The 22,810-nt window shown below is 69.8% G+C and carries 21 protein-coding genes and 3 pseudogenes; 14 read left to right on the top strand and 10 right to left on the bottom strand.

The genetic code is table 11. The features are described from left to right. Nucleotides 1–103 precede the first annotated feature (103 nt). Entirely contained in the window at nucleotides 104–949 is an 846-nt protein-coding gene (locus H0X00_RS07190; RefSeq protein ID WP_293768517.1) for a ferritin-like domain-containing protein, read from the bottom strand. Continuing rightward, a complete protein-coding gene (locus tag H0X00_RS07185; protein WP_293768515.1) occupies nucleotides 949–1,800 on the bottom strand; it encodes a ferritin-like domain-containing protein in 852 nt (283 codons plus the stop codon). The genes H0X00_RS07190 and H0X00_RS07185 overlap by 1 nt, the downstream gene beginning before the upstream one ends. A gap of 461 nt (nucleotides 1,801–2,261) precedes the next feature. Between H0X00_RS07185 and H0X00_RS07180 the strand changes: the two genes are divergently transcribed. Next, the gene (locus H0X00_RS07180; protein ID WP_293768513.1) at nucleotides 2,262–3,263 is read left to right on the top strand and encodes an acyl-CoA desaturase; all 1,002 of its coding nucleotides are present in this window, start codon (nucleotides 2,262–2,264) and stop codon (nucleotides 3,261–3,263) included. A 262-nt stretch (nucleotides 3,264–3,525) separates the two neighbouring features. After that, nucleotides 3,526–5,706 (top strand): DEAD/DEAH box helicase, encoded by a 2,181-nt coding sequence (locus H0X00_RS07175; RefSeq protein ID WP_293768511.1) that lies wholly within the window; start codon nucleotides 3,526–3,528, stop codon nucleotides 5,704–5,706. Between the two features lie 21 nt (nucleotides 5,707–5,727). Here the strand turns inward: H0X00_RS07175 and H0X00_RS07170 are convergent, their stop codons facing one another. Beyond that, nucleotides 5,728–6,087 (bottom strand): hypothetical protein, encoded by a 360-nt coding sequence (locus H0X00_RS07170; RefSeq protein ID WP_293768509.1) that lies wholly within the window; start codon nucleotides 6,085–6,087, stop codon nucleotides 5,728–5,730. 172 nt (nucleotides 6,088–6,259) lie between these two features. Between H0X00_RS07170 and H0X00_RS07165 the strand changes: the two genes are divergently transcribed. Beyond that, nucleotides 6,260–7,699 (top strand): M1 family metallopeptidase, encoded by a 1,440-nt coding sequence (locus H0X00_RS07165; RefSeq protein ID WP_293768507.1) that lies wholly within the window; start codon nucleotides 6,260–6,262, stop codon nucleotides 7,697–7,699. 268 nt (nucleotides 7,700–7,967) lie between these two features. Beyond that, nucleotides 7,968–8,141 carry a hypothetical protein gene (locus tag H0X00_RS07160; RefSeq protein WP_293768519.1) on the top strand — a complete coding sequence of 58 codons (174 nt, stop codon included), beginning with the start codon at nucleotides 7,968–7,970 and terminating at the stop codon, nucleotides 8,139–8,141. Nucleotides 8,142–8,199: 58 nt separating this feature from the next. On the opposite strand, the pseudogene H0X00_RS07155 reads toward H0X00_RS07160, so the two are convergent. Beyond that, nucleotides 8,200–8,337, bottom strand: a pseudogene (locus H0X00_RS07155) (catalase); the annotation flags it as partial. A 164-nt stretch (nucleotides 8,338–8,501) separates the two neighbouring features. On the opposite strand from H0X00_RS07155, the gene malQ reads away from it, so the two are divergent. The 3 genes from malQ (at nucleotide 8,502) to H0X00_RS07140 (ending at nucleotide 13,414) form a co-directional block, all read left to right on the top strand. Next, nucleotides 8,502–10,367: a 4-alpha-glucanotransferase gene (gene malQ, locus H0X00_RS07150; RefSeq protein WP_293768505.1), complete on the top strand. Its 1,866-nt coding sequence runs from the start codon at nucleotides 8,502–8,504 to the stop codon at nucleotides 10,365–10,367. A 28-nt stretch (nucleotides 10,368–10,395) separates the two neighbouring features. Continuing rightward, nucleotides 10,396–12,477 carry a glycogen debranching protein GlgX gene (glgX, locus tag H0X00_RS07145; RefSeq protein WP_293768503.1) on the top strand — a complete coding sequence of 694 codons (2,082 nt, stop codon included), beginning with the start codon at nucleotides 10,396–10,398 and terminating at the stop codon, nucleotides 12,475–12,477. Nucleotides 12,478–12,616: 139 nt separating this feature from the next. Then, nucleotides 12,617–13,414: a SigB/SigF/SigG family RNA polymerase sigma factor gene (locus H0X00_RS07140; protein WP_293768501.1), complete on the top strand. Its 798-nt coding sequence runs from the start codon at nucleotides 12,617–12,619 to the stop codon at nucleotides 13,412–13,414. A 60-nt stretch (nucleotides 13,415–13,474) separates the two neighbouring features. Here H0X00_RS07140 and H0X00_RS23730 read toward each other — a convergent pair. From H0X00_RS23730 to H0X00_RS07120, 3 genes and pseudogenes are all read right to left on the bottom strand, one after another. Then, a pseudogene (locus H0X00_RS23730) lies at nucleotides 13,475–13,988 on the bottom strand (alcohol dehydrogenase catalytic domain-containing protein); the annotation flags it as partial. A 63-nt stretch (nucleotides 13,989–14,051) separates the two neighbouring features. Further along, the gene (locus H0X00_RS07125) at nucleotides 14,052–14,255 is read right to left on the bottom strand and encodes a hypothetical protein (protein ID WP_293768495.1); all 204 of its coding nucleotides are present in this window, start codon (nucleotides 14,253–14,255) and stop codon (nucleotides 14,052–14,054) included. A 136-nt stretch (nucleotides 14,256–14,391) separates the two neighbouring features. Further along, nucleotides 14,392–14,763, bottom strand: coding sequence for an MmcQ/YjbR family DNA-binding protein (locus H0X00_RS07120; RefSeq protein ID WP_293768493.1), 372 nt, complete (start codon nucleotides 14,761–14,763; stop codon nucleotides 14,392–14,394). Between the two features lie 84 nt (nucleotides 14,764–14,847). Between H0X00_RS07120 and H0X00_RS07115 the strand changes: the two genes are divergently transcribed. Continuing rightward, nucleotides 14,848–15,933, top strand: coding sequence for an aminoglycoside phosphotransferase family protein (locus H0X00_RS07115; RefSeq protein ID WP_293768491.1), 1,086 nt, complete (start codon nucleotides 14,848–14,850; stop codon nucleotides 15,931–15,933). Between the two features lie 3 nt (nucleotides 15,934–15,936). Next, nucleotides 15,937–17,055: a hypothetical protein gene (locus H0X00_RS07110; protein WP_293768489.1), complete on the top strand. Its 1,119-nt coding sequence runs from the start codon at nucleotides 15,937–15,939 to the stop codon at nucleotides 17,053–17,055. Here the strand turns inward: H0X00_RS07110 and H0X00_RS07105 are convergent. Beyond that, nucleotides 16,998–17,771, bottom strand: coding sequence for a hypothetical protein (locus H0X00_RS07105; protein WP_293768487.1), 774 nt, complete (start codon nucleotides 17,769–17,771; stop codon nucleotides 16,998–17,000). The genes H0X00_RS07110 and H0X00_RS07105 overlap by 58 nt on opposite strands. 71 nt (nucleotides 17,772–17,842) lie before the next feature. Here H0X00_RS07105 and H0X00_RS07100 point away from each other — a divergent pair, with 71 nt between their 5' ends. After that, entirely contained in the window at nucleotides 17,843–18,469 is a 627-nt protein-coding gene (locus H0X00_RS07100; protein ID WP_293768485.1) for a TetR/AcrR family transcriptional regulator, read from the top strand. Between the two features lie 126 nt (nucleotides 18,470–18,595). Here H0X00_RS07100 and H0X00_RS07095 read toward each other — a convergent pair whose 3' ends face one another. Continuing rightward, on the bottom strand, nucleotides 18,596–19,375 hold the full coding sequence (locus H0X00_RS07095) for a hypothetical protein (RefSeq protein WP_293768483.1): 780 nt from the start codon (nucleotides 19,373–19,375) through the stop codon (nucleotides 18,596–18,598). A 68-nt stretch (nucleotides 19,376–19,443) separates the two neighbouring features. On the opposite strand from H0X00_RS07095, the gene H0X00_RS07090 reads away from it, so the two are divergent. The 3 genes from H0X00_RS07090 (at nucleotide 19,444) to H0X00_RS07080 (ending at nucleotide 21,892) form a co-directional block, all read left to right on the top strand. Next, nucleotides 19,444–20,082 carry a TetR/AcrR family transcriptional regulator gene (locus H0X00_RS07090; RefSeq protein ID WP_293768481.1) on the top strand — a complete coding sequence of 213 codons (639 nt, stop codon included), beginning with the start codon at nucleotides 19,444–19,446 and terminating at the stop codon, nucleotides 20,080–20,082. Between the two features lie 248 nt (nucleotides 20,083–20,330). Then, complete coding sequence (locus H0X00_RS07085; RefSeq protein ID WP_293768479.1) at nucleotides 20,331–20,987, top strand: peroxiredoxin; 657 nt, start codon at nucleotides 20,331–20,333, stop codon at nucleotides 20,985–20,987. Between the two features lie 80 nt (nucleotides 20,988–21,067). Then, a complete protein-coding gene (locus H0X00_RS07080) occupies nucleotides 21,068–21,892 on the top strand; it encodes a hypothetical protein (protein ID WP_293768477.1) in 825 nt (274 codons plus the stop codon). Here the strand turns inward: H0X00_RS07080 and H0X00_RS07075 are convergent. After that, a complete protein-coding gene (locus H0X00_RS07075) occupies nucleotides 21,779–22,450 on the bottom strand; it encodes a TetR/AcrR family transcriptional regulator (protein ID WP_293768475.1) in 672 nt (223 codons plus the stop codon). The two genes, H0X00_RS07080 and H0X00_RS07075, sit on opposite strands and share 114 nt — an antisense overlap. Nucleotides 22,451–22,557: 107 nt before the next feature. On the opposite strand from H0X00_RS07075, the pseudogene H0X00_RS07070 reads away from it, so the two are divergent. Then, nucleotides 22,558–22,810, top strand: a pseudogene (locus tag H0X00_RS07070) (Ku protein); the annotation flags it as partial.

The raw sequence follows: 22,810 nt of genomic DNA, 5'->3' as shown, positions 1-22,810 counted from the left end.
GGCCTGCTCGCCACCGCCCCCGCCGCAGCCCGCGAGGGCCACGGCGAGGGCGACGAGCAGGCCGAACCGCCGGAGCTGGCTCGTTCTCGTCACGGAACGCAGGTTACGCGTCGAGTCCGGGCTGGGCGCCCAGCGACGTCTTCGTCTTGCCCAGCTTCACGAACGTGTCCGGGATCGGGTAGTCGCCGAGCACGAAGCTGAGGATCGCCGCGTGCTGGCGCTCGACGGGGCCGATCGTGGCCACGGCGGACAAGGCTTCCGGGCTGGTGAGCTCGCCCATCTGCTTGACGTAGGTCGCCGCTGCAGTGTTCTCCAGCGTGAGCGCGAGCATCGCCAGCTTCGGGACCGAGTCGACCTCGCCGAACATCGTCGTGACCGGCCCGGCCAGCGTCGGGTTCGGCTCGGTGTAGGCGGTGCCACCGGCGCCGGTGAGCGCGGCGTTGAAGGCATCGGCGTGGTCCTGGTGCTGCTTCATGGCGTGGGAGGCGAACTCCGCCACCGCGGCCGGCACCGACTTGCCGAACTTGCCCTTCGGGGCCGCATCCAGCGCCGCGCCGTAGGCGAAGACGGCCAGGTTTTCCAGGCTCGCGTTCACCCGGAGCGCCGACGCGTCCGCTCCACCGCCGGTCCCGCTGCCGGATCCGCTTCCGGACCCGCCCTGGGGCGTGGTGGCGGGGGAGTCCGCGGCCTCGTCGTCGTCCGAGCCGCACGCGGCCAGGAACGCGGTGCCGAGAACCAGGCCACCGGTGCCGAGCACGAACCGGCGCCGGCTGCGCGCCAGATCCGCGCGGCGCAACTTGGCCTCGGCGCGCCGGGTGCTGCGCATCGTGGAGCCGAACTCGGAGAGCTCGGCGTACATCGTCGGGAAGGTCTCGTTGTGCATGTCGACCATGTCCGCGGTCAGCGCCCGCAACTGGGCCTCGCTGATCTGCATCTCTTCGTTGCTCATCAGACCGCTCCCTCTTCCACCGGGCTGGCGAGCTCGGTCTTCTTGAACGTCTCGGGGATACCCACCGAGCCGGCGGCCGCCGGGAGCTTCGCGGCGTTGGTCGCACCGCCGGTGGCCTTGACGGTGATCAGCTCGAGCGCGTCGCCCTTGAGGAGCGCCTGCACCGCGTAGAGCGTCGCGAGGTGCTGGGACTCGACGCCGGCGACAGTGCCGAAGAGCAGTCGTACCTGGGGGTCCGTCAGGTCCTGGATGTTCTGGACGTAGGTCGAGGTCGCGACGTCCTCCAGGGTGATCGCCAGCGCGACGACGTCGGCCGGGCCACCCTTCTTGAGCGCTGGGATCGCGTCCATCACGACGGGGGTGTACTTCGGGTTGGTCTTGGTCTGTGCCTTGCCGCCGAGTTCCTTCGCCCGGGCGTTGAACGCCTTGGCGTGGTCCTCGTGCTGGGCCATCGTCATGGTCGCGAACGCGCCCAGGGTCTTGATCGCCGCACTGGAGCCCTTGAGGTAGGGCAGCGTGAGGGCGGTCTTGTAGGTGAGGACGGCGAGGTTCTCTATCGACGCCGCGGTCTGCAGCGCCATCACGTCGGCCTCCTCGGCGGCGGCGGCCCGGGTCGCGGTCGCGCCGACCAGGCCCACAGCCCCCAGGGCGCCGAGGCCGCGGAGCAGCCGGCGACGGTTGACGTCGGCGGTCTCCTTCTTCGCCTCGGCGTACTCCTTGGTGGCGCGGCGTTCGCGGCCGGCCTCGACGATCGAGTCCAGCGGCTCCTTCATGCCGCGCATCGCGTCGACCTGAAGGTCTTGGGATTCCTCCATCAATAGGCGGAATTCGCTGATGTCGAGCTTGTCCATGCAGCTTCTCCTGACTGGCTGTGCCGCCGTCACCCGCGCATCTGCGCGTGACAGCAATCGATGGCCGGTCACACGCCCGCAGCGCGCTCCCGTTGTTCCGTCAGAGGTGGTTCGCCGCGGCGGGCGAGCCGGATGGGTCAGATTGCCCCCAGCGGGGCCGTCCCTCCCCGGGGCGGGCGCCCATAGTCTGATTTGACGTCAGAATTCGGGGATGTGAACGCGGGCCGAAGATCCCCCGCCGCCGGTGTGGCGGACTACCAAGCCGGGTACGCTCAGGCCAAGGTGGTTCGAACCTGCACGGCAGCTGAGCGCGACACGCCCAGCACTGCTCCAGACCCTGGTAGCTCGCATACCAAGCGAGTGCTCGCGCAGCGCCGAAGTAACACCCGGCTCCGGACAGCGCACGTCCGGGTCCTTCGCGGCGCGATGTCGCAGATCGTCGACCAGACCGGGTTCCCGCCTTGACCGAAGCGCTTCTTGACGTGCCCAGCCGGACCGGGAGCGATTTCGCTCCCCTCCTGGAGAAGGTGCGCGCCCGCGGCCTGCTCCGGCTGCGCCGGCGCCGCTACGCCGTCATGATCGCGTTCGATCTGCTCGCTCTGGCCGGGGTGTGGGCGATCATCCAGGTCGTCGGGAACACCTGGTGGTCGCTGTTCCTGGCGCTCCCGCTGGCGATCTTCACCGTGCGGATGATCTTCGTGGCCCACGACGTCGGGCATCGCCAGGTCGCGCGGACGTCCCGGGTGAACAAGGTGGCCGGATACGTGGTCGGGGACGTCATCCTCGGCCTGAGCGCACGCTGGTGGATCGACAAGCACTCCAGGCATCACGCGAACCCGAACCTGGTCGGCAAGGACCCCGATGTGGGCGTCGGCGCGCTGTGCTGGACCACGGATCAGGCAATGGGACGCGGCCGGCTCATGACCTGGCTCGGCCGCCACCAGGGCCGACTGTTCTTCCCGCTGCTCATGCTGGAGGCCCTGAATCTGCACGTCGGCAGCGCCCGGCTGGCGCGCAGCGCGCGCGAGCTCGCGCTGCTGGCGGTGCACGTCGCCGGCTACCTGGGCCTGCTCCTGTGGGCGATGGGCCCGGGCAAGGCGGTCGTTTTCATCCTCGTCCACCAGGCGCTGATCGGCCTGCACCTGGGTTGCGCGTTCGCCCCCGGGCACAAGGGCATGGTCATGCCGCCGGCCGGCTCGCGCTGGGACTTCCTGCGCAAGCAGGTTCTCACCACCCGCAACGTCAAGGGCGGCCCGGCCACCGACTGGTTCCTGGGCGGGCTGAACTACCAGATCGAGCACCACCTCTTTCCGGGCATGCCGCGCCCGAACCTGCGGCACATCCAGCCCCTGGTCCGCGCCCACTGCGCCGAGCTGGGCCTGTCCTACGCCGAGGAACCCCTGGTCAGCTCGTTCGGGATGACCATCCGGCACCTGCAGTCGGTCGGCCGCGCCGAGGCCTAACCGCCTCAGCAGGCCCTCGGCAGGACCTCCGGCGCGGCGTAACGCAGGTCGCAGCGCGCATCCGGGCCGCTGTGCGTCATACTGGGCGCACACGGTCCCTCCCGGGACCGTCGGGCTGGTAGATCCGCGTGCGCCTTTCCGGGCCCGCGGACTCGCCCGGAAGAAGCACCAGCTGGGAAGCGGTCCGGCCACGCCGGCCGCTTGCACCACCCGGTTGTCCGGTTGTGCCTGGGTGTCACGGCCCGGGCTCAAGGAGGAGTTAGTGGCCCGACCTCGGCAGGCCCCCTCGGGCGCGCGTCGCTCCGTCCCGCGCCCCGATCGCAACGGTGGCCGCCCCGATCGCCGCAACCGGCCGCGTCACGGCGACGGCATCCTGCCCGTACTCGCCCGCGCTGTGCGTGAGGTGGAAGCGGCCGTCCAGCGCGGCAAGGTGGTGCCCTCGGTCCGCACCAAGTTCCAGGCCATCGCGCTGCTGGCCCGCCAGGAGCGGACCCGGGTCCGGGCCGACACGACCGCCGGCGAGGCCCAGCGCACCGAGCTGCTCAAGCGGCTGGACGGGATCGCGATGATCCTGGCCCAGACCGCCGCCCGCGACTCCTCCCTGCTCGCCCTGCTGGCCGAGGACGCCGTCATCGGAGAGGCGACCCGCTCGCTCCTGCGCGAGATGCTCCTCGACGCCGGGCTGGAGGCGCCGGCCGTGGAGGAGGCCCCTCCCGCAACGACGGCCACCTCGCCGGCCGCCGAGCGCCGGGTCGTGCCGCAGTCGGTCGTCCAGCGCCAGCTCGCCAATCCCTTCCTCGCCCCTGACTTCTCCGCCACGCCGGCCCGGACGGCCGCGCCGCCCACCCGGCAACTGGCCTCCTGGGAGCTGCTCGGCCCGCTGTTCCGCTCCTTCGAGGAGGCCTCCGGCGGCGCCCCCGCCTGCATGCCGCTGCCCGAGCCCGGCAACCTGCGGGTGCTGAGCGGCCGCGAGCTGATGTCGCACCAGGCCGCGATGATCGCGGCCGCTGCGGGCGGACACCGCACCTTCCTGCTCGCCGACGAACCCGGCCTGGGCAAGACCGCGCAGGCCCTGCTCGCCGCGGAGGCGGCGAACGCCTTTCCGCTGCTCGCGGTGGTCCCGAACGTGGTCAAGACCAACTGGGCGCGCGAGGTCGGGATCTGGACCCCGCACCGCAAGGCCACCGTCATCCACGGCAACGGCGACACGATCGACGGCTTCGCCGACGTCGTGGTCGTCAACTACGAGGTGCTCGACCGCCACGTCGGCTGGATCGGTGAGTTCGGCTTCCGCGGGATGGTCGTCGACGAGGCGCACTTCATCAAGAACAAGACCTCCCGGCGTTCGCAGCACGTACTCGAGCTCGCCGACCGAATCCGGGCCCGCTCCGTGCGGCCGCTGCTGATGGCGCTGACCGGAACCCCGCTGATCAACGACATCGAAGACTTCCAGGCGATCTGGGAGTTCCTCGGCTGGATCGACGCCAAGAAGCCACTCAAGCCGCTGATGCATGCGCTCGAGGAGACCGGGCTGACCCCGATCGACCGCGAGTTCTACCCGGCCGCGCGCAAGTGCGTCATCGACCTCGGCATCGTGCGCCGGCGCAAGGTCGACGTGGCCGCGGACATCCCGGCCCGCCGCATCGCCGACCTGCCGGTCGAGCTCGAGGACAAGATCGGTAAGTCGATCCGCCAGGCCGAGCAGCGCCTCGCCAAGCGGATGGTGTCCCGGTACGAGGCGGCCCTCGAAGCCCGCACCTCGGGCCACACGGTGGACGGCATCGACCACGACCTGGTCCGCACCATCGCCACCCGGGAACGGAAGGAGGCGACGACCAGCAAGACCGAGGGCAACGTGTTCGGCATGATGCGCAAGATCGGCTCGGCCAAGGCCATGCTCGCCGCCGACTACGCCGCCCAACTCGCGCACAGCGCCGGCAAGGTCGTCTTCTTCGCCAAGCACATTGACGTCATGGACGCTGCCGAGGAGACCTTCGAGAAGGCCGGCATCCGGTTCTCCTCGATCCGCGGTGACCAGACCTCGAGCGCACGGACCAAGCAGGTCGACGCCTTCGTCAACGACCCCGAGGTGCAGATCGCGGTCTGCTCGCTGAGCGCTGCCGGCGTCGGGATCAACCTGCAGGTCGCGTCCAACATCGTGCTCGCCGAGCTGTCCTGGACCGACGCCGAGCAGACCCAGGCCATCGACCGCTGCCACCGCATCGGCCAGACCGAGCCGGTCATCGCCTGGCGGATCATCGCCGCGCAGACCCTGGACGCGCGGATCGCCGAGCTGATCGACAGCAAGGCCGGCCTCGCCGCCCGCGCGCTCGACGGCTCGGACGAAGCGGTCTCGTCCTCGGTCGACGTGCAGCTCGAGGCGCTGGTGTCCCTGCTGACCGACGCGCTGTCCGACGGGGGACTGACCGAGTCCAGGGGGTGACACCCCCTGGACTACGGGTGGTCAGGTCCGGCGCCGGGCCCGGCCCGCCGCGCCGATGGTGAGGCCACCCGCGGCCGCCACCGCCACGCCCAGGCCGATCAGCAGCACCTGGCCGTTGTCCGCCACACCGCCGCCGGCGTCCGCGCCGCCGACCGGCGTTTTCGAAACCTGGGCGCCGTTGGTCGTGGCCGCGTCCTCGGAGTCGTCGTCCATATCCATGCCGGCATGCGCGGGCGCCGCGGCGGGCACGGTCACGATGGTCTCGGCGCCCTTGCACGAGCCGTTCGGGTTGTAGGGCTCCAGGGTGCCCTTCGGGTTGTCCTGCCACAGCCACGCGTGCTCGTCGTAGTGCCGCGGCATGCCCGGCTCGTGGCCTTCCATCGGCCCGTCGAACGGGCGGCCGAACAGCGTCGGCTTGTCCGCCGCGGTGGACAGGTCCTGGTCGGCGTCCGGCTGGAACCACTCGCCGTTGATGATCTTGGTGGCAACGGCCGCCTGGAAGGCGATTCCGGTACGCCGTCCCCCGCGGGGGAATTCACATACTCTGAGCGATATGCGCCGGTCGAAGCTGAGCTCAGTCCTGGCCGGCGGACTCGCGTCCCTGGTGCTCGCCGCGCTGGCCGTGCCCGGCGGGGCGGAGGCCGACGACACCTTCGTAGCCGGTGCCGCAGGGGTGGGCGACTCCTACTTCCCGGCCAACGGCAACGGCGGCTACGACGTCGACAACTACGACCTCGCCGTGCGCTACGACCCGCTGCCAGGAATGCTGGGCGGCGTCGCGACGGTCACTGCCAAGGCCACCCAGGACCTGGCCCGCTTCAACCTCGACCTGGTCGGGTTGACCGTCCGCGAGGTCACGGTCGACGGCGCCGCCGCCCGGTTCACCCGCGCCGGGCAGGAACTGGAGATCACCCCGGCCGCCGGCGTGACCAAGGGCCGGAACTTCACCGTCGTCGTCCGCTACGACGGCATCCCCGACCCGCTGCTGTCCGGCTCCGAGGCCCGCGGCTTCTTCCGCACGCTGACCGGTGCGGTGTTCGTCGGGCAGCCGTTCGCGGCCACCGCCTGGTACCCGGTCAACGACCACCCGCGCGACCGGGCCACCTACACCGTCGCCGTCGACGTGCCGGCCGGACTGACCGGGGTCAGCAACGGGGCGCTGGTGGACCAGCGCAGCGCCGGGAACCGGACGGTGTTCACCTGGCGCTCGGACGATGCGATGGCTTCCTACCTCTCGACGCTGGCGGTCGGCGACTTCGACCTGAAGGCGTACAGCAGGAACGGCGTCCGCTACTGGGACGCGGTCGACCGCATCCTCGGCCCCGGCTACGCGCGGGCGGCCCTGGACCAGCAGCCGATGGTCCTCGACACCCTGGCCTCGATGTTCGGGCCGTACCCTTTCGACATCGGCGGCGCCATTGTGCACTCGGCCGACGCCCAGTTCGCCCTGGAGACCCAGACCCGGCCGGTGTACTCGCCGAAGTTCTTCGCCGAGGGCGGCGCCGGGGTCGGGGTGATCGTCCACGAGCTCGCGCACCAGTGGTTCGGTGACAACCTGCGCCTGGCCGACTGGCGCAACATCTGGATCAACGAAGGCTTCGCCACCTACGCCCAGTGGCTGTTCAACGAGCGCACCGGTGCTCAGAGCGCCGACGCCGCCTTCACCAAGGCCTGGGCCGACTACGCGGACGACGCGGAGTTCTGGGCGGTCCGGATCGGCGACCCCGGGGCGCAGAACATCTTCAACGGAGCGGTCTACGTCCGCGGCGCCATGACGCTGCACCAGTTGCGCCGGGTGGTCGGGGACAAGACCTTCTTCAAGGTCATCCGCAGCTGGGCGACCAGCCGCGCCGGCACGGCGGTGACCATCGAGGAGTTCATCACGCACGCAGAGACGGTGTCCGGGCGCGACCTCGGCCAGTTCTTCGACGTCTGGCTGTTCACCGGCGTCAAGCCCACCCTGCCGGGCCCGGGCGGCCCGGCCGCTCTCTAGGTCGCGGCTGACGATTCCTGTAGCCCGCGCGTGCAAAGGCACCCACCACCGGTGGGTGCCTTTCCGTAGCTTCAAGTCACGAATTGGCGGACTCTTGCCCGAGCTACGGGTTCTTGCGGCGGGCTCCTTATCCCAGTCGATTGTTACCCGTTCCGGCCGATCCGATCCCCAGTGAATCCTTAGAATTAGCTGAGATTCTCGGCGTGACCGTAACGTTCGCGGGCAGTGCTCGTTCACGTCCGTCGCGCCGCTGATCTTCGGAGGCTTCATGTTCGCCCTGCTGTCCGGCCGACTGCGTAGCTGGGTGCTGTTCGCGATCCTGCTGCCGGTCGCCCGCCTGATCTCCCGTCGGCTGGCTGCGCGCATCGAGCGCAAGCGGGGACAGTCGAAGGCCACTCGCGTACTGCACCGGGCGGGCAACTCCGGGCGCCGCACGCGCTGATCCAGGCCCTCGGCCAGGAAGGCCGCGCAGGCCAGGTCCGCGGCCGCACCGTTGGCACGAAGGTGCCGTGGGCGGCGGCGCCGCGGGCGTGCACCACGCGCTCGGGGATGCGCTCGTGATCGAAGTGCATGATCTTCTCGCGCAGATGGTTGTCGTTAAGCAGCGTCGGCCCGCGCGGGCCGGCCCGCAGTGAATGGTCGGTCGGTTCGGCGAAGGCGGGCGCCTCGCTACCGGGGACTCCCGGGGCGGAGGGGACGGTGGCTTCGGGGCTCATGTGGGGGCCCCAAACCAGTCCGCGGGGTCAGCGGAGTCACACCGGCGCGTGGGTTTCCGGTCCAGCCCGGGTGGGATGAGCCGCTCGTGTCAGAGATCGCCGCTCCGGTCACCGATTCCTGGGGGGTCGATGACCGCTACCTGGACGCCGGCGGCACGATGCGCGAGGTCCACCCGGTCGTGATCGAGGGGATCCGGGAACGGATCGGCACGCCGCCGCCGGATCGCTCGCCGGCGCCGCTGGTGACGCGCCGCGGAGAGCCCGTGCCGGAGGGCCGGGCCGATCTCGTCCTCGAGGACGGGTCGACCCGTGAGGTGGAGGGGTTCTTCCCGGCCGACCTGCCCTACGGCTATCACGCGCTGATCGGGCCGGCCGGGCGCGCGCGGCGGCTCATCGTGGGCCCGGGCCGGGCGCACCTGCCGCCGCAGCGCGCGTGGGGTTGGGCCGTGCAGGTGTACGCCCTGCGTTCGGAACGCAGCTGGGGGATGGGTGACCTGGAGGACCTGCGTCGCCTGACCCGCTGGTCCGGCAAGGAACTCGGCGCCGGTTTCGTCCTGGTCAACCCGCTGCAGGCCGCGGCGCCGACCTTCCCGCAGCAGCCGAGTCCGTACTTCCCGGCCAGCCGCCGTTTTCGCAACCCGATCTACCTGGCCGTGGAGAACGTGCCGGGCGCGGCCGGCGTGCCCGAGGTCGAGAAGGCGGCCCAGGCCGGGCGTGCGCTCAACGATCCCACCCCCATCGATCGCGACGAAGTGTGGCGACTCAAGCTCGCGGCGCTGGAGTACGTCTGGGAGGTGCGCCGGCGCGACCCCGGACCTGATTTCGCGGCCTGGACACTCGCCGGCGGGCGTGCCCTGCAGGAGTTCGCCACCTGGTGCGTCCTCAGCGAGGAATTCGGTGCGGGCTGGCACTCGTGGCCGAACGCATTCCGTAACCCGGCCGATCCGGCGGTGGGCCTGTTCGCCGCCGAGCACGCGGACCGGGTCCAGTTCTTCTGCTGGCTGCAGTGGTTGACGCAGCGTCAGCTCGACGAGGCGGGGCGAAGCGCCCGGCTGATCCAGGACCTCCCGATCGGGGTCGATCCCCAAGGCGCTGATGCCTGGGTCTGGCAGGACCTGCTCGCCGCCGACGTCACGGTGGGCGCACCCCCGGACGAGTTCAACACCCGAGGCCAGGACTGGGGCCTGCCGCCGTTCATCCCCTGGCGTCTGGTGGACGCCGGGTACCAGCCGTTCATCGACACCGTCCGGGCCTCGATGGCCACCGGCGGCGGCCTGCGGGTGGACCACGTGATGGGGCTGTTCCGGCTGTGGTGGGTGCCCGCGAACTCGACGCCGGCCGACGGCGCGTACGTCCGCTACCCGGCCGACGACCTGTTGGACATCATCGCGCTGGAGAGTTGGCGCGCCGACGCCGTGGTGGTCGGGGAGGACCTGGGCACGGTCGAGCCAGGAGTCCGCGAGGCGATGGCCGAGCGCAACATCCTGTCCTACCGGCTGCTCTGGTTCGAGGACGACCACCCGGCGCGCTGGCCCGCGTCCGCAATGGCCGCGGTCACGACCCACGACCTGCCGACGGTCGCCGGCCTGTGGACCGGTACCGACCTGGCGGAGCAGAGCGAGCTTGGACTGGATCCCAACGAGGTCGGTACGGTGCGGATGCGCGAGCGGCTGGCCGGGCCGGGTCGGCTGACTGACCAGGCGTCAGTTCCAGACGCCATCGGAGCGGCCCACGACCTGCTGGGCCGGGCGCCGTGCCGGCTCCTGGTGGCGGGACTGGACGACGCGGTGGCAGCCGCCGACCGGCCGAACATCCCGGGCACCGATCCCGACCGGGCGAACTGGGCGTTGCCGTTGCCGGTGACGCTTCGAGAACTGGAACGCCTGCCCTTGGTACGGCAGGTGGCGGCGACGCTCGGCGCCGCGGTCGCCGAGCCGCCGCGCCCGGGTTAAGCAGGCCCGGTCAGGGCAGATCCGCGCCATGACTACTCAGCCCGGCCAGCCGTTCCCGCTCGGCGCGACCCCCGTGCGTGGGGGCACGAACGTCGCGGTCGCCTCCGAGATCGCCGATGCCGTCGAGGTCTGCCTGTTCGACGAGAACGGCGACGAGACCCGGGCGGAGCTGCCGGAGCGGACGGCCCACGTCTTTCACGGCCTCCTTCCGGACGTCGGCCCTGGACAGCGGTACGGCCTGCGGGTGCACGGTCCGTGGGATCCGGGGAACGGCCTGCGTTGCAATCCGGAGAAGCTGCTGCTCGACCCGCACGCGACCGCCTTCGACGGCGAGGTGATCTGGGGCGAGGAGGTGTTCGGGCACACCTTCGACGACCCGTCCCGGCGCAACGATCAGGACTCGGCCGCAGCGATGCCCAAGGGCGTCGTCACCGACCGCGCGTTCGATTGGGCCGAGGACGCCCCGCCCTGCGTCCCGTTGGCGGAGTCGGTGATCTACGAGACCCACGTCAAGGGCATCTCCATGCGGCACCCCGACGTGCCGAAGGAGATCGCCGGGACCTACGCGGGCCTGGCCCACCCGGCGATCACCGGCTACCTCACCGACCTCGGCGTGACGGCGGTCGAACTGCTGCCGGTTCACCAGTTCGTGCAGGACAGCCACCTGCTGGAAAGGGGACTGCGGAACTACTGGGGCTACAACAGCATCGGCTTTCTCGCCCCGCACGGCGACTACAGCTCGGCGGGCACTGCGGGGGGCCAGGTGGTGGAGTTCAAGGCCATGGTGAAGGCACTGCACGCCGCCGGTCTCGAGGTGATCCTCGACGTCGTCTACAACCACACGGCGGAGGGCAATCACCTCGGGCCGACGCTGTCGCTCAAGGGCCTCGACAACCCGGCCTACTACCGGCTCGTGGACGGCGAACGGGAGCACTACTTCGACACCACCGGCACGGGCAACAGCCTCAACGTCGGTCACCCCATGCCGCTGCGGCTGATCATGGACTCGCTCCGTTACTGGGTGACCGAGATGCGCGTCGACGGCTTCAGATTCGACCTGGCGACCACGCTCACGCGTCAGACCGGCGAGGAGAACGCCCACTCGGCGTTCCTCAACCTCGTCCACCAGGACCCCGTGCTCGCTCCGGTGAAGCTGATCGCCGAGCCCTGGGACACCGCCGGCTACCAGGTCGGCGGCTTTCCTGGCCGATGGTCGGAGTGGAACGGCAAGTACCGCGACTCCGTGCGTGACTTCTGGCGTGGAGGCGAAGGTGAGCTCGGTGAGTTCGGGCTGCGGTTGACCGGCAGCGGCGACATCTACTCGAGCGACCTGCGCACCCCGACCGCCAGCGTCAACTTCGTCACCGCCCACGACGGGTTAACTCTCGCCGACCTCACCTCGTACAACGAAAAGCACAACGAGGACAACGGCGAGGACAACAACGACGGCGAGTCCAACAACGGCTCCTGGAACTGTGGAGCCGAAGGACCGACCGACGACGCGGCGATCGTCGAGTTGCGTGAGCGGATGCGGCGCAACCTGCTCGGAACTCTGCTGCTGTCGGCGGGTGTGCCGATGCTCTTGGGCGGCGACGAGATCGGGCGCACCCAGGGCGGCAACAACAATGCGTACTGCCAGGACAGTGAGCTGTCCTGGCACGATTGGGACAACGCCGATGAGCATCTGCTGGCGTTCACGAAGACCGCGATCGCGCTGCGCCGCGAACACGAGGCGCTGCGACCGCGCGAGTACCTGCGCGGTCCCGGTGGTGAGCCGGCGCAGATTGTCCTCTACCGGCCCGACGGCGAGCAGATGCAGGCTCAGGACTGGCAGAACCCGGTCGCCAAGACTCTCGCGGTCGCGCTGGACGGGCGGCAGATCGCGGACGCGGACGGCGAGACCAGCCGAGACCGGCTGCTGTTGCTCATCAACGCCCACCACGAGCCGGTCCAGTTCACGGTGCCGACCGGCCGCGGGCCCTGGCGGGTCGTGCTCACCACCGCCGATCCCGATCCGATCGGCCCACTGGCCGGCGGCGATGTCGTCGCGGTGCGGGACCGGTCCCTTCTGCTCCTCCACACAGCGACTGAGAGGGTCCAGATGGGGTAGCCAGAGGAGCAGGCCGATCGGTGATCGGTCGCTACACAGTGCCATCTATGCAGCTCAGCGGGCTAAACCGGCCTGATGGGTCGGCGGCGTCACACGCATCTCCCGGTTGGCGGTCTCCGCCGGGTGGGATGAACCCTGCATGACAGAGACGATGGTCGCCACCCACCCGACTACCCGCCGCGTAAATGCTGACTCGCCGGACGTCGAGCTGTTCCATGCTCTTGCCGAGGCCACTGACCCGCACGAGCGTGACCAGATCCAGGAGCACATCGTCCGCCGCTACAGCGGGCTCGTGAAGTGGATCGCCAGCCGCTACGCCGGCCGCGCGGTCGAGACCGATGAGCTGCAGGCGGTCGGCTACTACGGGCTGATGCTCGCCATCCACCGTTACGACCCCGACCGGGGCTTCGACTTTGCCGGCTTTGCCAAGCCGACCGTGCAGGGCGAAATCCGTCGCTACTTCCGGGACAAGCGTCGATGGATCCGCCTGCCGCGTCGGCTCCAGGAGACCAAAGCCGTGCTGCGCGCGGCATCGGACCGGCTCACCCACGAGCTCGGCCGCGCGCCGACAGTCAACGAGCTCGCCGAGGAACTTGCGGTCAGCCCGGAGCTCGTGCTGGAGGCGATGACCGCGGACGACACGTTCGCCCCGGTCTCCCTGGATGCACCCGCCGGGCTGGACGAGGACGGTGCCTACACAGTCGCCGACAGCCTGGGCTTCGAGGACGCCCGCTTCGCCCTGTTCGAGGACTGCGCGACGGTCGGCCCGCTGATCGCCGCTCTGCCGGAGCGCGACCGGCGCATCCTGCACCTGCGCTTCGTCGAGGAGAAGACCCAGTCAGAGATCGGTCAGGAGATCGGGATCTCCCAGATGCACGTGTCTCGGCTGATCTCTCGCATCCTGGTGCAGCTGCGAAGCGGCATGGCCACGGACTGACCTGTCGGAGACGGCGCCTCGACCGACGCCGCCGTCGGTCAGCGCTGCGCCCTGCTTGGCCCAGCCGTCCACCAGGACGACGTCGGTCTCCCCGGCCTCGCGGGCTATCGCGGCCTTGGCCTCGTCGCTGACCAGGACGATCGTGCGGGCGGCGCCGAACGCCGGCGCCAGCCGGAGAGCGGAAACCCCGATGCCGCCGGCGGCGCCGTGCACGAGCACGGTCTCACCGGGCGCCATCCGGGCCCGGGTGCGCAGCACGAAATGCACCGTCAGATCGTTAGCAGGCCACCTCCGCCAAGCCGCGGTTGAAGCGCAACCCGGCCACCCGGTCGCCGACGGCGAAGCGGCTGTCCGGCGGTGCGGAGCGGACCGTACCGGCCACCTCGGTGCCGAGGGTGAACGGCAGCGCGGGGATGTACTGGTAGAGCCCGCGCGTCTGCAGCACGTCCGGGCAGGCAAGTCCGCCATCGTGGACGTCGACGAGGATCTCGTCCGCGGCCGGTTGCGGCTCGGGGATCTCGACGAGCTCGACCGCTTGCGGCCCGCCGAGCTTGGTCACCTGTACCGCGCGCATGAGCTTCCCGCTTCCCGCTGCCGCCTGGCCTGCGGGACCAATCCTCGCGCTCGCCGCGGGGAGTCAGGGAGCGCGCGCCACCTGAGCCGTCGGCTCGGTCCGCTGCTGCGAGCCGTCCGGGTAGGTCATGTCGACGGTCCGGGGGCCGGAGCCCTGCACGGCGAGGGACGTCAGGGCGAGGGCGAAGAAGAAGACGCCGGCCAGCACGACCAGGCGGCGCACGCCGTCAGCCACCGTGAGCACCAGGGGGTCGTGTCGAGCGTGCATGGGCATCGTCCTTGCCGTCCTTCGGCCTGCGGCTGTTTGGGCGGCGGGAAGTGCTTCGCGCAGGATGCGGGGGTTCTACCCCGCTTCTGGCCGGTGATGCCCAGCAGCTGGAGGTGATACATACGGCTCGGATCCGTCAGGCTCCGTCGAGCTTGCGCACCAGGGTCTGGGGCGCCACCAGGCGGTAGGAGGTCTCGATGAGCTCGGCGATCTCCGCCCATTCCTCGGCGGGCAGCGGGTCCGGGAGTTCGAGCGCGACCCAACCGCTACGCCCCAGGCCGTAGCCGGCGGGCTCGGCGCCCTCACGCGTCGCCACCAAGGCGGCGGCCTCCTCCCCGGGCAGCTTCACCGTCAGGTGGGTCGCGTCCTGGTCACAGAACACGAAGTTCTTGTTGCGGACCCGGAAGGTCGGGTGGTCGCCCCAGGCCTCGATGTTCACCCGCTGCGCCTCGGTCAGCGCCAGGGCGGTCGCCTCGAGGCGGGCCATGTTGCTCAGCTTCTTCGCCATGCGGCCATTCTCCTTGGAGGAATCACCAAGGGGGAAAGCAATCCGTCCCCCACCCCGCTTGACGTTGCGTCCAGAATCGCGACTGTGGTCGCCTCAGCGGTGGAGTTGCCCGGGGCGGTTGCCCCGGCGGCGGTGGACGCGGACTGGCTGACGGCCGTCCTGCATTCCTGCGGCGTGCTCGGGCGCGGGGTTCGCGTCGAGCAGGCGAGCGGGGAGGCGATCGGCCACGGCCTGCTGTGCGAGAGCGTCCGCTTCCACCTGACCTACAGCGAATCGACCGCCGCCCCGGCCACGGTCGTCGGCAAGTTCTCGGCGCAGCACCCTCGATTGCGGGCCGGGGCCATCGCCGAGGAGGTCTATCAGCGCGAGTTCGCCTTCTACGCGGAGCTGTCGACGGGGCTGGCGGTCCCGACGCCGAGGTGCCTGGCGCTCGTCGGAGACCCAGAGGTCGAGTTCGTCCTGGTGCTGGAAGATCTCGCGCCGACCGAGCCCGTCGACCAGGTCGAGGGGTGCTCGCTGAAACAGGCGGAGGCGGTGATCGACGCTGCCGTCGGCCTGCACGCCCCGAGGTGGGGAGCGGTGGAGAACGCGGAATGGAGCGTGCGCGACCGCTGGCTCCCACGCATCGCCGAGGCCTACCTCAAGTCCTTCGAGGCGTTCGTCCGCGAGCTCGGCCCGACCGCGGAGGAGGCGGATATCGGAGAGCGGCTCGCGCCCGTGCTGGGCCAGTGGTTCGCCGGCCAGCCCCGGCCATGGACGGTCACGCATGGCGACTTCCGGCTCGACAACATGCTCTTCGGCATCCGTGGGGGCCGCGAGCCGGTCGGGATCCTGGACTGGCAGACGCTGCTGCCCTCGTCGGGGACTGCCGACATCGCGTACTTCATCGGCAGCAGCTTCGAACCGGACGTGCGACGGACCCACGAGGAGCGGCTGCTCCGGCGCTACCACGCGGGGCTGGTCGCCGCCGGGGTCGGTGACTACCCGTACGAGCAGTGCCTGCGGGACTACCGCTACAACTGCTTCCTCGGCTACATGATGCCCACCTACAGCGCCGCGCTGGTCAAGCGCACGGAGCGCGGGGACGCCATGTTCAGTACCTGGGTCCGGCGCGTGTCCGCGCAGATCCACGATCTGGACTGTCTTGCTCTGCTGCCGAGGGGAATCTGACGGATGCTCATCCCGCACGACGACTACCCGGTGCACCAGACCTCGGAGCCCCTGGCGCACGCCGGCCTCGGGCACCCCGACCAGTACGACCGCTTCTGGTTCAACGGCTACACCGAGGACTACTTCTTCGCCGTTGCCCTGGGTCTCTACCCCAACCGGGGCGTGATCGATGCCGCCTTCAGCGTCGTGCACAACGACGTGCAACGTTCGGTCTTCGCGTCCGGTCGGATTCCGCTGGACCGCACCGACACCCGGATCGGGCCACTCCGGGTCGAGATCGTCGAGCCGCTGCGGATCAACCGCGTCGTCGTCGACGCACCGGAGCAGGGCTTGCGGGCGGACCTGACCTGCCACGCGCGGACCCCTGCGTTCGAGGAGGAACGCAGCCTGCGCAATGCCGGCACCCGGCGATCGTGGGACATGACCCGCGGGACCCAACTGGTCCGGTGGGAAGGGTCGCTGAGCAGCGGCTCCGCGACGGTCGACCTCGGGGACCGCACCGTCTACGGCACCAAGGACCGGTCCTGGGGCGTGCGCCCGCTGGGGGTTCCACCCCTGCGGGCACCCGAAACCGAGCCGCCCCAGCTCTTCTTCCTCTGGGCGCCGCTCAACTTCGACGACGTCGCGCTGCACTACACCGTGAGCGAGGACGCCAACGGCCGGCCCTGGTCGTACACCGCCGCCCTCCTCCCGGTGATCGGCGGCGGTGACCCGGTCTTCGGCCCGGACCTCGGCATCGAGCACCTGGCCGGGGTGCAGCACGCCATCACCTGGCAGCCCGGGCTCCGGCAGGCGAGTCGCGCGTCCCTGCTGATGCCGGAGGCGAGCCCCGCGGTGGAGCTCGAACCGCTACCACTGAAGTTCCGGATGAAGGGCGTGGGCTACGGCCACCGGGAATGGGCACACGGGACGTGGAAGGACGAGCTGGTCGTCGGCGGTGAGGAAGCGGCTTGCGCTGACCTCGACGTCCTCAAGGGCGACTGCATCCACCTGCAGCAGGTCGTGCGCGCCCGCTGGGGTGACCGGGTCGGGCTCGGCGTCCTGGAACAGGCCGTCTTCGGGCCCTACGAGCCGGGCGGCTTCGGTGCCCGGGGAGCCAGCACCGCGACCCGAAGGGCGTAGGCCATGTCGATTGCTGTCGCCGCGCCTTCCTCGTCGTGCTGGCGGTTGCTCGCCCGGTGCGTCGCCCAGGACATGACGATCGACCAGAGGGTGTAGTCGATGACCGGGATCCACCACGGCCACAGGCCGTCCCAGGCGAACGGGCCGGTCTTGGCGTACGTGGTGAACATCGCCATCGGGAAGCCGATGGCGAAGTAGAGGTTCGCGTAGCCGACCCAGCGGGGGTAGACCGGGTCGGCGCTCTTGTCCTCGAGGATGCAGCAGGCGATGGCCAGGGCGCCGACGGTGGCGAACACGAACGGCATGAGGAACCACAGGAAGGCCATGTCGTTGAAAGCCTGGGTGATCTCCGGGTCCCGCTCCGGGCGGAACGCCGCCACCGTCCAGGTGATGGCCTGCACGCAGAACAGGAACGAGCTCGCGATGCCGGCGCCGAGCTGCACGTAGGTCCACATCGGGCTGCGCCCGCTCTCGATCCGTCGCAGCTGCGCGGAGATCGCGGCGAACCACAGCATCGACCAGCCGGCGGCGATCAGGTTCATCATCGAGAAGAACCGGATCCGGTCCCGCTTCTCGACGTACATCTCGACCACCTCGGCCGAGGTCATGTCCGGGGAGGGCACCGGCAGCCAGCCGGCCACGACCATGCCGGCGAACATGAAGACGAGCGTGATCACGCCGCTCCAGGCGCAGACCGCCCGCAGTTGACGGTTCATCGCGGTCTCCTCCAGAGTCGGACGTGATGTCTGACTCAGACGCTACGTCTGACTCGGGTACCGTGTCCAGGGTGAGAACCAAGAACCCGCCGGTGACCGCCCAGGCGGAATCGGGCCGCAAGCGGCGCGAGGCCTCGCGCTCGGAGATCCTCGCGGGAACCCGTCGGCTGCTGGCGGCGGGCGGAGCGGTGGCGAGCCTGAGCATCGACCGGATCGTCGCCGAGGCCGGGGTGTCCCGGGCGACCTTCTACGTCTGCTTTCCCGACAAGCGCGCCGTCGTGGCGCAACTCGCGCAGGAGGCGTTGTCGTGGCGGGAGCACGTGCACGCCGAGGTGCTGGCCGATCCCGACCTGACCCGCGCGCAACTCGACGAGCTACTGCTGACGATCGTCCGGCACTGGCAGGCCGATCGGGACGTCCTCGGCGCGATCGTCGAACTCGCCGAGCACGATCCCGCGATGCGGACGGCCTGGCGGGGCGCGATCGCCGACATCGCCGACCAGGCGGCGGACCAGTTCCGCGTGCGCTGGCGGCGAAGCCGCGACCGCCTCGACAATCCCGAGGCCGTCGCCGCCGTGTTCACCTGGATGCTGGAACGGTCCTGCCACCAACTGGTGACCGACTCCGAGAGCGCCGAAACGATCGCGCTGGCGATCTCCGAGATCCTGTGGCGGACCCTGAGCTACCGCACGCCCTGAGCGCAGCGAGCGCGGCCAGTGGTGCAGCGAGCGGCCGAGGCTGAAGCTGCAATTCGTTACGGCTGAGGTGATTCGCGGCCGGATCGCCGCCACTCCAGTAACCAATTGCAGCCTCAGCCTCGGCGCTCAGGCGACTCTGCGGGTCTCCCGGCTGACGTGACGGATCAGGTAGTACGACAGCGTCATGATCCAGGAGAAGAAGTAGATCATCGGGATGCCGAGGCCGACGATGCCGTTCCAGGCGAACGGGCCGGTCTTGAAGAAGAGGATGAAGCCGGTCGGGATGAGGGCGGCCGCGGTGGCAAAGCAGAGGTAGCCGGCCCACCGCGGAAACACCACCGGGTCGCGGGGGTCGCGCAGGATCGACCACCCCTGCGCGATCAGCAGCAGGCTGAAGATCGGGTACGGCATCACGAAGCAGAACCAGGCGATGTCGAAGAGGGTCTGCGTGACGTAGGGCGGTAGCTCACCGGCCCGGAAGGCCATGATCCCGAAGAACATCGGGCTCAGCGCGAGGATCGCTGCGCACCCGCCGCCGCACACCAGCTGCACGTAGGTCAGGGCCGGGTGGTTGCCGTCCGTATGCCGCAGCTCGAGGGCGACCCCGACCACGAAGGTGGCGAAGAGGCCGAAGCCGATGATCATGAAGATGACGCCGATGCGGATGCCGGTCTTGTGGGAGGCGATGTCGGCGGTGATCTGCTCGGCCGAGTTGTTCGGGCTCGGGAACGGCAGCCACTGGGCGAAGACCAGGAACCCGATCGCGAACAGCACCGTGCAGGCGATGCCGCTCCAGGCGCAGGCGAGGCGGGCCAGCCGGTTGTTGTCCGGCTCGGTCGGCCCAGTAGACGGCGCTGTCGACGGGGCGGTCCCGGCGACCGCCGGGGAGTCGATGTCGAGGGCCATGGCTGCCTCCACGTTCTGAACAGGGTGTATGACTCATACAGTATGTTCAGATCAGATACGCTGTCCAGGTGCAGTGCCTATCCGAACCCGGGGCACCGATCGAGAGCGTGCAGGCCGCAACCGGCCGCCGCCGGCGTGAGGCGTCCGCCGCCGAGGTTTTGGCCGCGACCCGTCGGCTGCTCTCCGCCGGTGACCCGATGGCGCAGCTGTCCGTGGAGCGGATCCTGGCCGAGGCCGGGGTCTCCCGGGCCACCTTCTACGCCTGCTTCCCGGACAAGCACGCCGTGGTCGCAGCGCTCGCCCAGGAATCCCTGTCCTGGCGCGAGCAGGTCTCCGGCGAAGCGCTTGCCGACCCGAAGCTCACCCGGCCGGCCCTCGATGAGCTGATGCGCGCGATCGTGGGGCACTGGCGGGCGAACCGCGCGGTGTTGGCCGCGATCATCGAGCTCGCCGAGTACGACCCGGCGATGCGGGGCGCTTGGCGCGGCGCCGTCGACGAGCTCGCCGCCCAGACCGCCGGGCACCTGCGCACCCGCTGGGCCGGCAGCCGGCACGCCCCGGCGGACCCGGACGGCGTGGCCGCCGCGCTGACGTGGATGTTCGAGCGCTGCGCCCACCAGCTCGCCGTCGACGACGACAGCGCTGAGAGCGTGGCCCTCGCCCTGTCCGAGATTTTGTGGCGGACCGTCACCTACCGCGTGCGCTGACGGTCGGAGGTGGGTGAACACCAGGGCGATGGCGAGCGCGATGACGAGGCCGAGCATGATGCCGGCGAACGGGCGGTCGTCCTCGGGTTGCCGCGCGGCGCGGCGGGAAGATGCGACGGGGGCAGCCACCGTCCCACTGTCGCGGATGCGCGATCACCGGGGTTTCCCGCACGTTACGGCCGGCGGCGCACCCGGCCGCGAAACCTTATAGAGTCAGTTGAGTTTGGTCCGCGACCGAGGAGATCGACATGAGCCTGCGCATCGGCGACACCGCACCGGACTTCGAGGTGGAGAGCACAGAGGGCACGATCAAGTTCCACGAGTGGATCGGTGACTCCTGGGCTGTGCTGTTCTCGCACCCGAAGGACTTCACCCCGGTCTGCACGACCGAACTCGGCTACATGGCGAGCATCAAGCCCGAGTTCGACAAGCGCAACACCAAGATCATCGGCCTGTCCGTGGACTCGACCGATGACCACGCGGGCTGGGCGAAGGACATCGAAGAGACCCAGGGCACCGCGCCGAACTACCCGCTGATCGGCGACAAGGACTTCGTTGTCGCCAAGGCCTACGGGATGCTGCCGGCCGAGACCTCGGGCGAGGCGGGCAAGCGCACCGCCGCGGACAACATGACCGTCCGCAACGTCTTCGTGGTCGGCCCGGACAAGAAGATCAAGCTCATCCTGATCTACCCGATGACCACCGGGCGCAACTTCGACGAGGTGCTGCGGGTCATCGACTCCTTGCAGCTCACCGCCAAGCACAAGGTCGCGACGCCGGCGCAGTGGCAGCCGGGCGACAACGTGATCATCGCCGGCTCGGTGAACAACGAGCAGGCCAAGGAGCTCTTCGGTACCTGGGACGAGCCCAAGCCCTACATCCGGATCGTGCCGCAGCCCAAGTAGTTCGCTCCTCGGAGCGCCCCATTACCTGAGGTCGCAGTGGCAGACTGCCGCTGACCCGCTCTTCTGCTGCAGAGGGCCTCATGGTCTACGACCCGGTTCAGCTACTCGCCACCATCGACGGCGACAAGTGGTGGATCCTCGGCGGCTTCGGCATCGCCATGGTCTTCCAGTGGTGGTGGCTCCTCGAGTGCGTCCGCGTGGCCAAGCGCCATCGCGCGTACTCGATGCCGCTGTTCTGCACGTTCTTCTGGTTCGCCCACGACATCAGCTGTGTGGTCCGCTTCCACGACTGGTTCGTCACCTACGACCACTGGTACCTCAAGTGCTTCTGGTTCGGCCTGCTGACCGCCGCCTTGCTAGAACTCGTGTTCTTCGCCCAGGTCGTGAGGTATGGCCGGGACGAGTTCGTGCCGGGCATCGGCGTCCGGACCTTCGTCGCCGGACTCGTGGTCATCCAGGTGTTCGCATCAGTCGGTTGGGAGTCCATCAGAGCCGTCCTGGACGACCCGCTCTACCAGCTCTCGACTCCGCTGACGATCGTGGCGTACCCGCTGTTCGGGTTCGCCTTGATGGTCCGGCGCCGCTCGACGGTCGGTCAGAACGTCACGATGTGGCTCACCTTCGTCGCCATGGCCGCGCTCTGGTTCGCCACCACGGCGATCTGGTTCGGCGGCCCGTGGCGTACCTGGCAACAGCTCGCCCTGGGCGCGCTGAGCATCGGCGGCGGGCTGGTGATGGCCCACCTGGTCAGCGGTCGCTCCACGATGTTGAACCGCCAGCCACGCGAAGAGTCACGCCGTCCCTTCAGGTCTGCGCAGGCTCACGCCGTAGAGGATGAAGGCGGCGGTCTGGTTGAGCAGCTGCTCCTCGCTCGCCGGCTCCAGACTCGTCGGGAACAGATCTGAGTCGAAGACCGCGAGTCCGATCACCATGCTGAAGATGATCTGGATTGTCAGGTCGACGTGGCTGCTGGAGTAGCCGCGCCCTTCGAGCTCGCGCACGATGATCGGCCGCAGGTCCGCGAAGGTGTCGCGGAAGCTCTCCTTGACGCCGTCATGGAGTTGGTCGGCCGGGCGGTCCTCGCCCAGGACGAGCGCGCGGACCACGCTGCGGTGCTCGCGCAGGCCGCGATACATGGTGGCCACGAACTCCCGCATGAGCAGCTCATCCGGCCACGGCGAATCGATCTGGGCCTGCCAGACGGGGATCCACTCGCTGAGCAGTCCCAGGAACGGCTGGGCCATCGCCTCGCGGAACAGATCGGCTTTCGTCGGGAAGTGGCGGTAGAGCACCGATCGCTTGACGTTGGCCCGCTCGGCGATCTCGGTCTGGGTCGCGTCCGCGTAGCCCTGCTCGCAGAACACCTCCTCCGCGGCGACCACGATCAGCCGGCGCAGCTCGTCCGGGCGGCGTCGGGTGGCCTTGCCGGTGTCGGCGGCCGGGCTGCGGAGCGCGTCGTTCATCAGCGCGACCATACCGGCGGCCCGCCTCCCGAATTTAGTCGGCGACTTGACGATAAGCTACGCGCTGTCCCTTGACACCGCAAGGGAGGCCTCGTAGCTTCCGTGCCGTGGCCAATCACTTGAGGTACTCCGAAGCGCGCCGCCGGGGCGGTGCGCTGCTGGCGGGCGCTGTTGCGCTCGCCGTGCTGCTGACCGGCTGCGGAGGCACCCGGGTCAGTGACGCGGCGATCGAACGCGCGGCTGGCGTCGGTGTGCCTGCGCAACAGGTCCAGGCAGCCGCCGCAGGCGGGCCGGTCGCTGCCGAGGCGGCTCCCGACAGTGCGCCGGTTGCGGCCGCGCCAGGGGCCAGTGGCGCAGCGG

Origin of the sequence: Sporichthya sp. (assembly GCF_013815995.1) — a bacterium.
Lineage (GTDB): Bacteria > Actinomycetota > Actinomycetes > Sporichthyales > Sporichthyaceae > Sporichthya.
This window is presented reverse-complemented; position numbering and strand designations above follow the sequence as displayed.

Excerpts from the sequence above, each read along its gene's own strand:
- H0X00_RS07190 (WP_293768517.1), bottom strand. The coding sequence starts at position 949 with ATGAGCAACGAAGAGATGCAGATCAGCGAGGCCCAGTTGCGGGCGCTG.
- H0X00_RS07185 (WP_293768515.1), bottom strand. The coding sequence starts at position 1,800 with ATGGACAAGCTCGACATCAGCGAATTCCGCCTATTGATGGAGGAATCC.
- H0X00_RS07170 (WP_293768509.1), bottom strand. The coding sequence starts at position 6,087 with ATGGAAGGCCACGAGCCGGGCATGCCGCGGCACTACGACGAGCACGCG.
- H0X00_RS07165 (WP_293768507.1), top strand. The coding sequence starts at position 6,260 with ATGCGCCGGTCGAAGCTGAGCTCAGTCCTGGCCGGCGGACTCGCGTCC.
- H0X00_RS07160 (WP_293768519.1), top strand. The coding sequence starts at position 7,968 with ATGTTCGCCCTGCTGTCCGGCCGACTGCGTAGCTGGGTGCTGTTCGCG.
- glgX (WP_293768503.1), top strand. The coding sequence starts at position 10,396 with ATGACTACTCAGCCCGGCCAGCCGTTCCCGCTCGGCGCGACCCCCGTG.
- H0X00_RS07140 (WP_293768501.1), top strand. The coding sequence starts at position 12,617 with ATGACAGAGACGATGGTCGCCACCCACCCGACTACCCGCCGCGTAAAT.
- H0X00_RS07125 (WP_293768495.1), bottom strand. The coding sequence starts at position 14,255 with ATGCACGCTCGACACGACCCCCTGGTGCTCACGGTGGCTGACGGCGTG.
- H0X00_RS07120 (WP_293768493.1), bottom strand. The coding sequence starts at position 14,763 with ATGGCGAAGAAGCTGAGCAACATGGCCCGCCTCGAGGCGACCGCCCTG.
- H0X00_RS07110 (WP_293768489.1), top strand. The coding sequence starts at position 15,937 with ATGCTCATCCCGCACGACGACTACCCGGTGCACCAGACCTCGGAGCCC.
- H0X00_RS07105 (WP_293768487.1), bottom strand. The coding sequence starts at position 17,771 with ATGAACCGTCAACTGCGGGCGGTCTGCGCCTGGAGCGGCGTGATCACG.
- H0X00_RS07095 (WP_293768483.1), bottom strand. The coding sequence starts at position 19,375 with ATGGCCCTCGACATCGACTCCCCGGCGGTCGCCGGGACCGCCCCGTCG.
- H0X00_RS07085 (WP_293768479.1), top strand. The coding sequence starts at position 20,331 with ATGAGCCTGCGCATCGGCGACACCGCACCGGACTTCGAGGTGGAGAGC.
- H0X00_RS07080 (WP_293768477.1), top strand. The coding sequence starts at position 21,068 with ATGGTCTACGACCCGGTTCAGCTACTCGCCACCATCGACGGCGACAAG.
- H0X00_RS07075 (WP_293768475.1), bottom strand. The coding sequence starts at position 22,450 with ATGAACGACGCGCTCCGCAGCCCGGCCGCCGACACCGGCAAGGCCACC.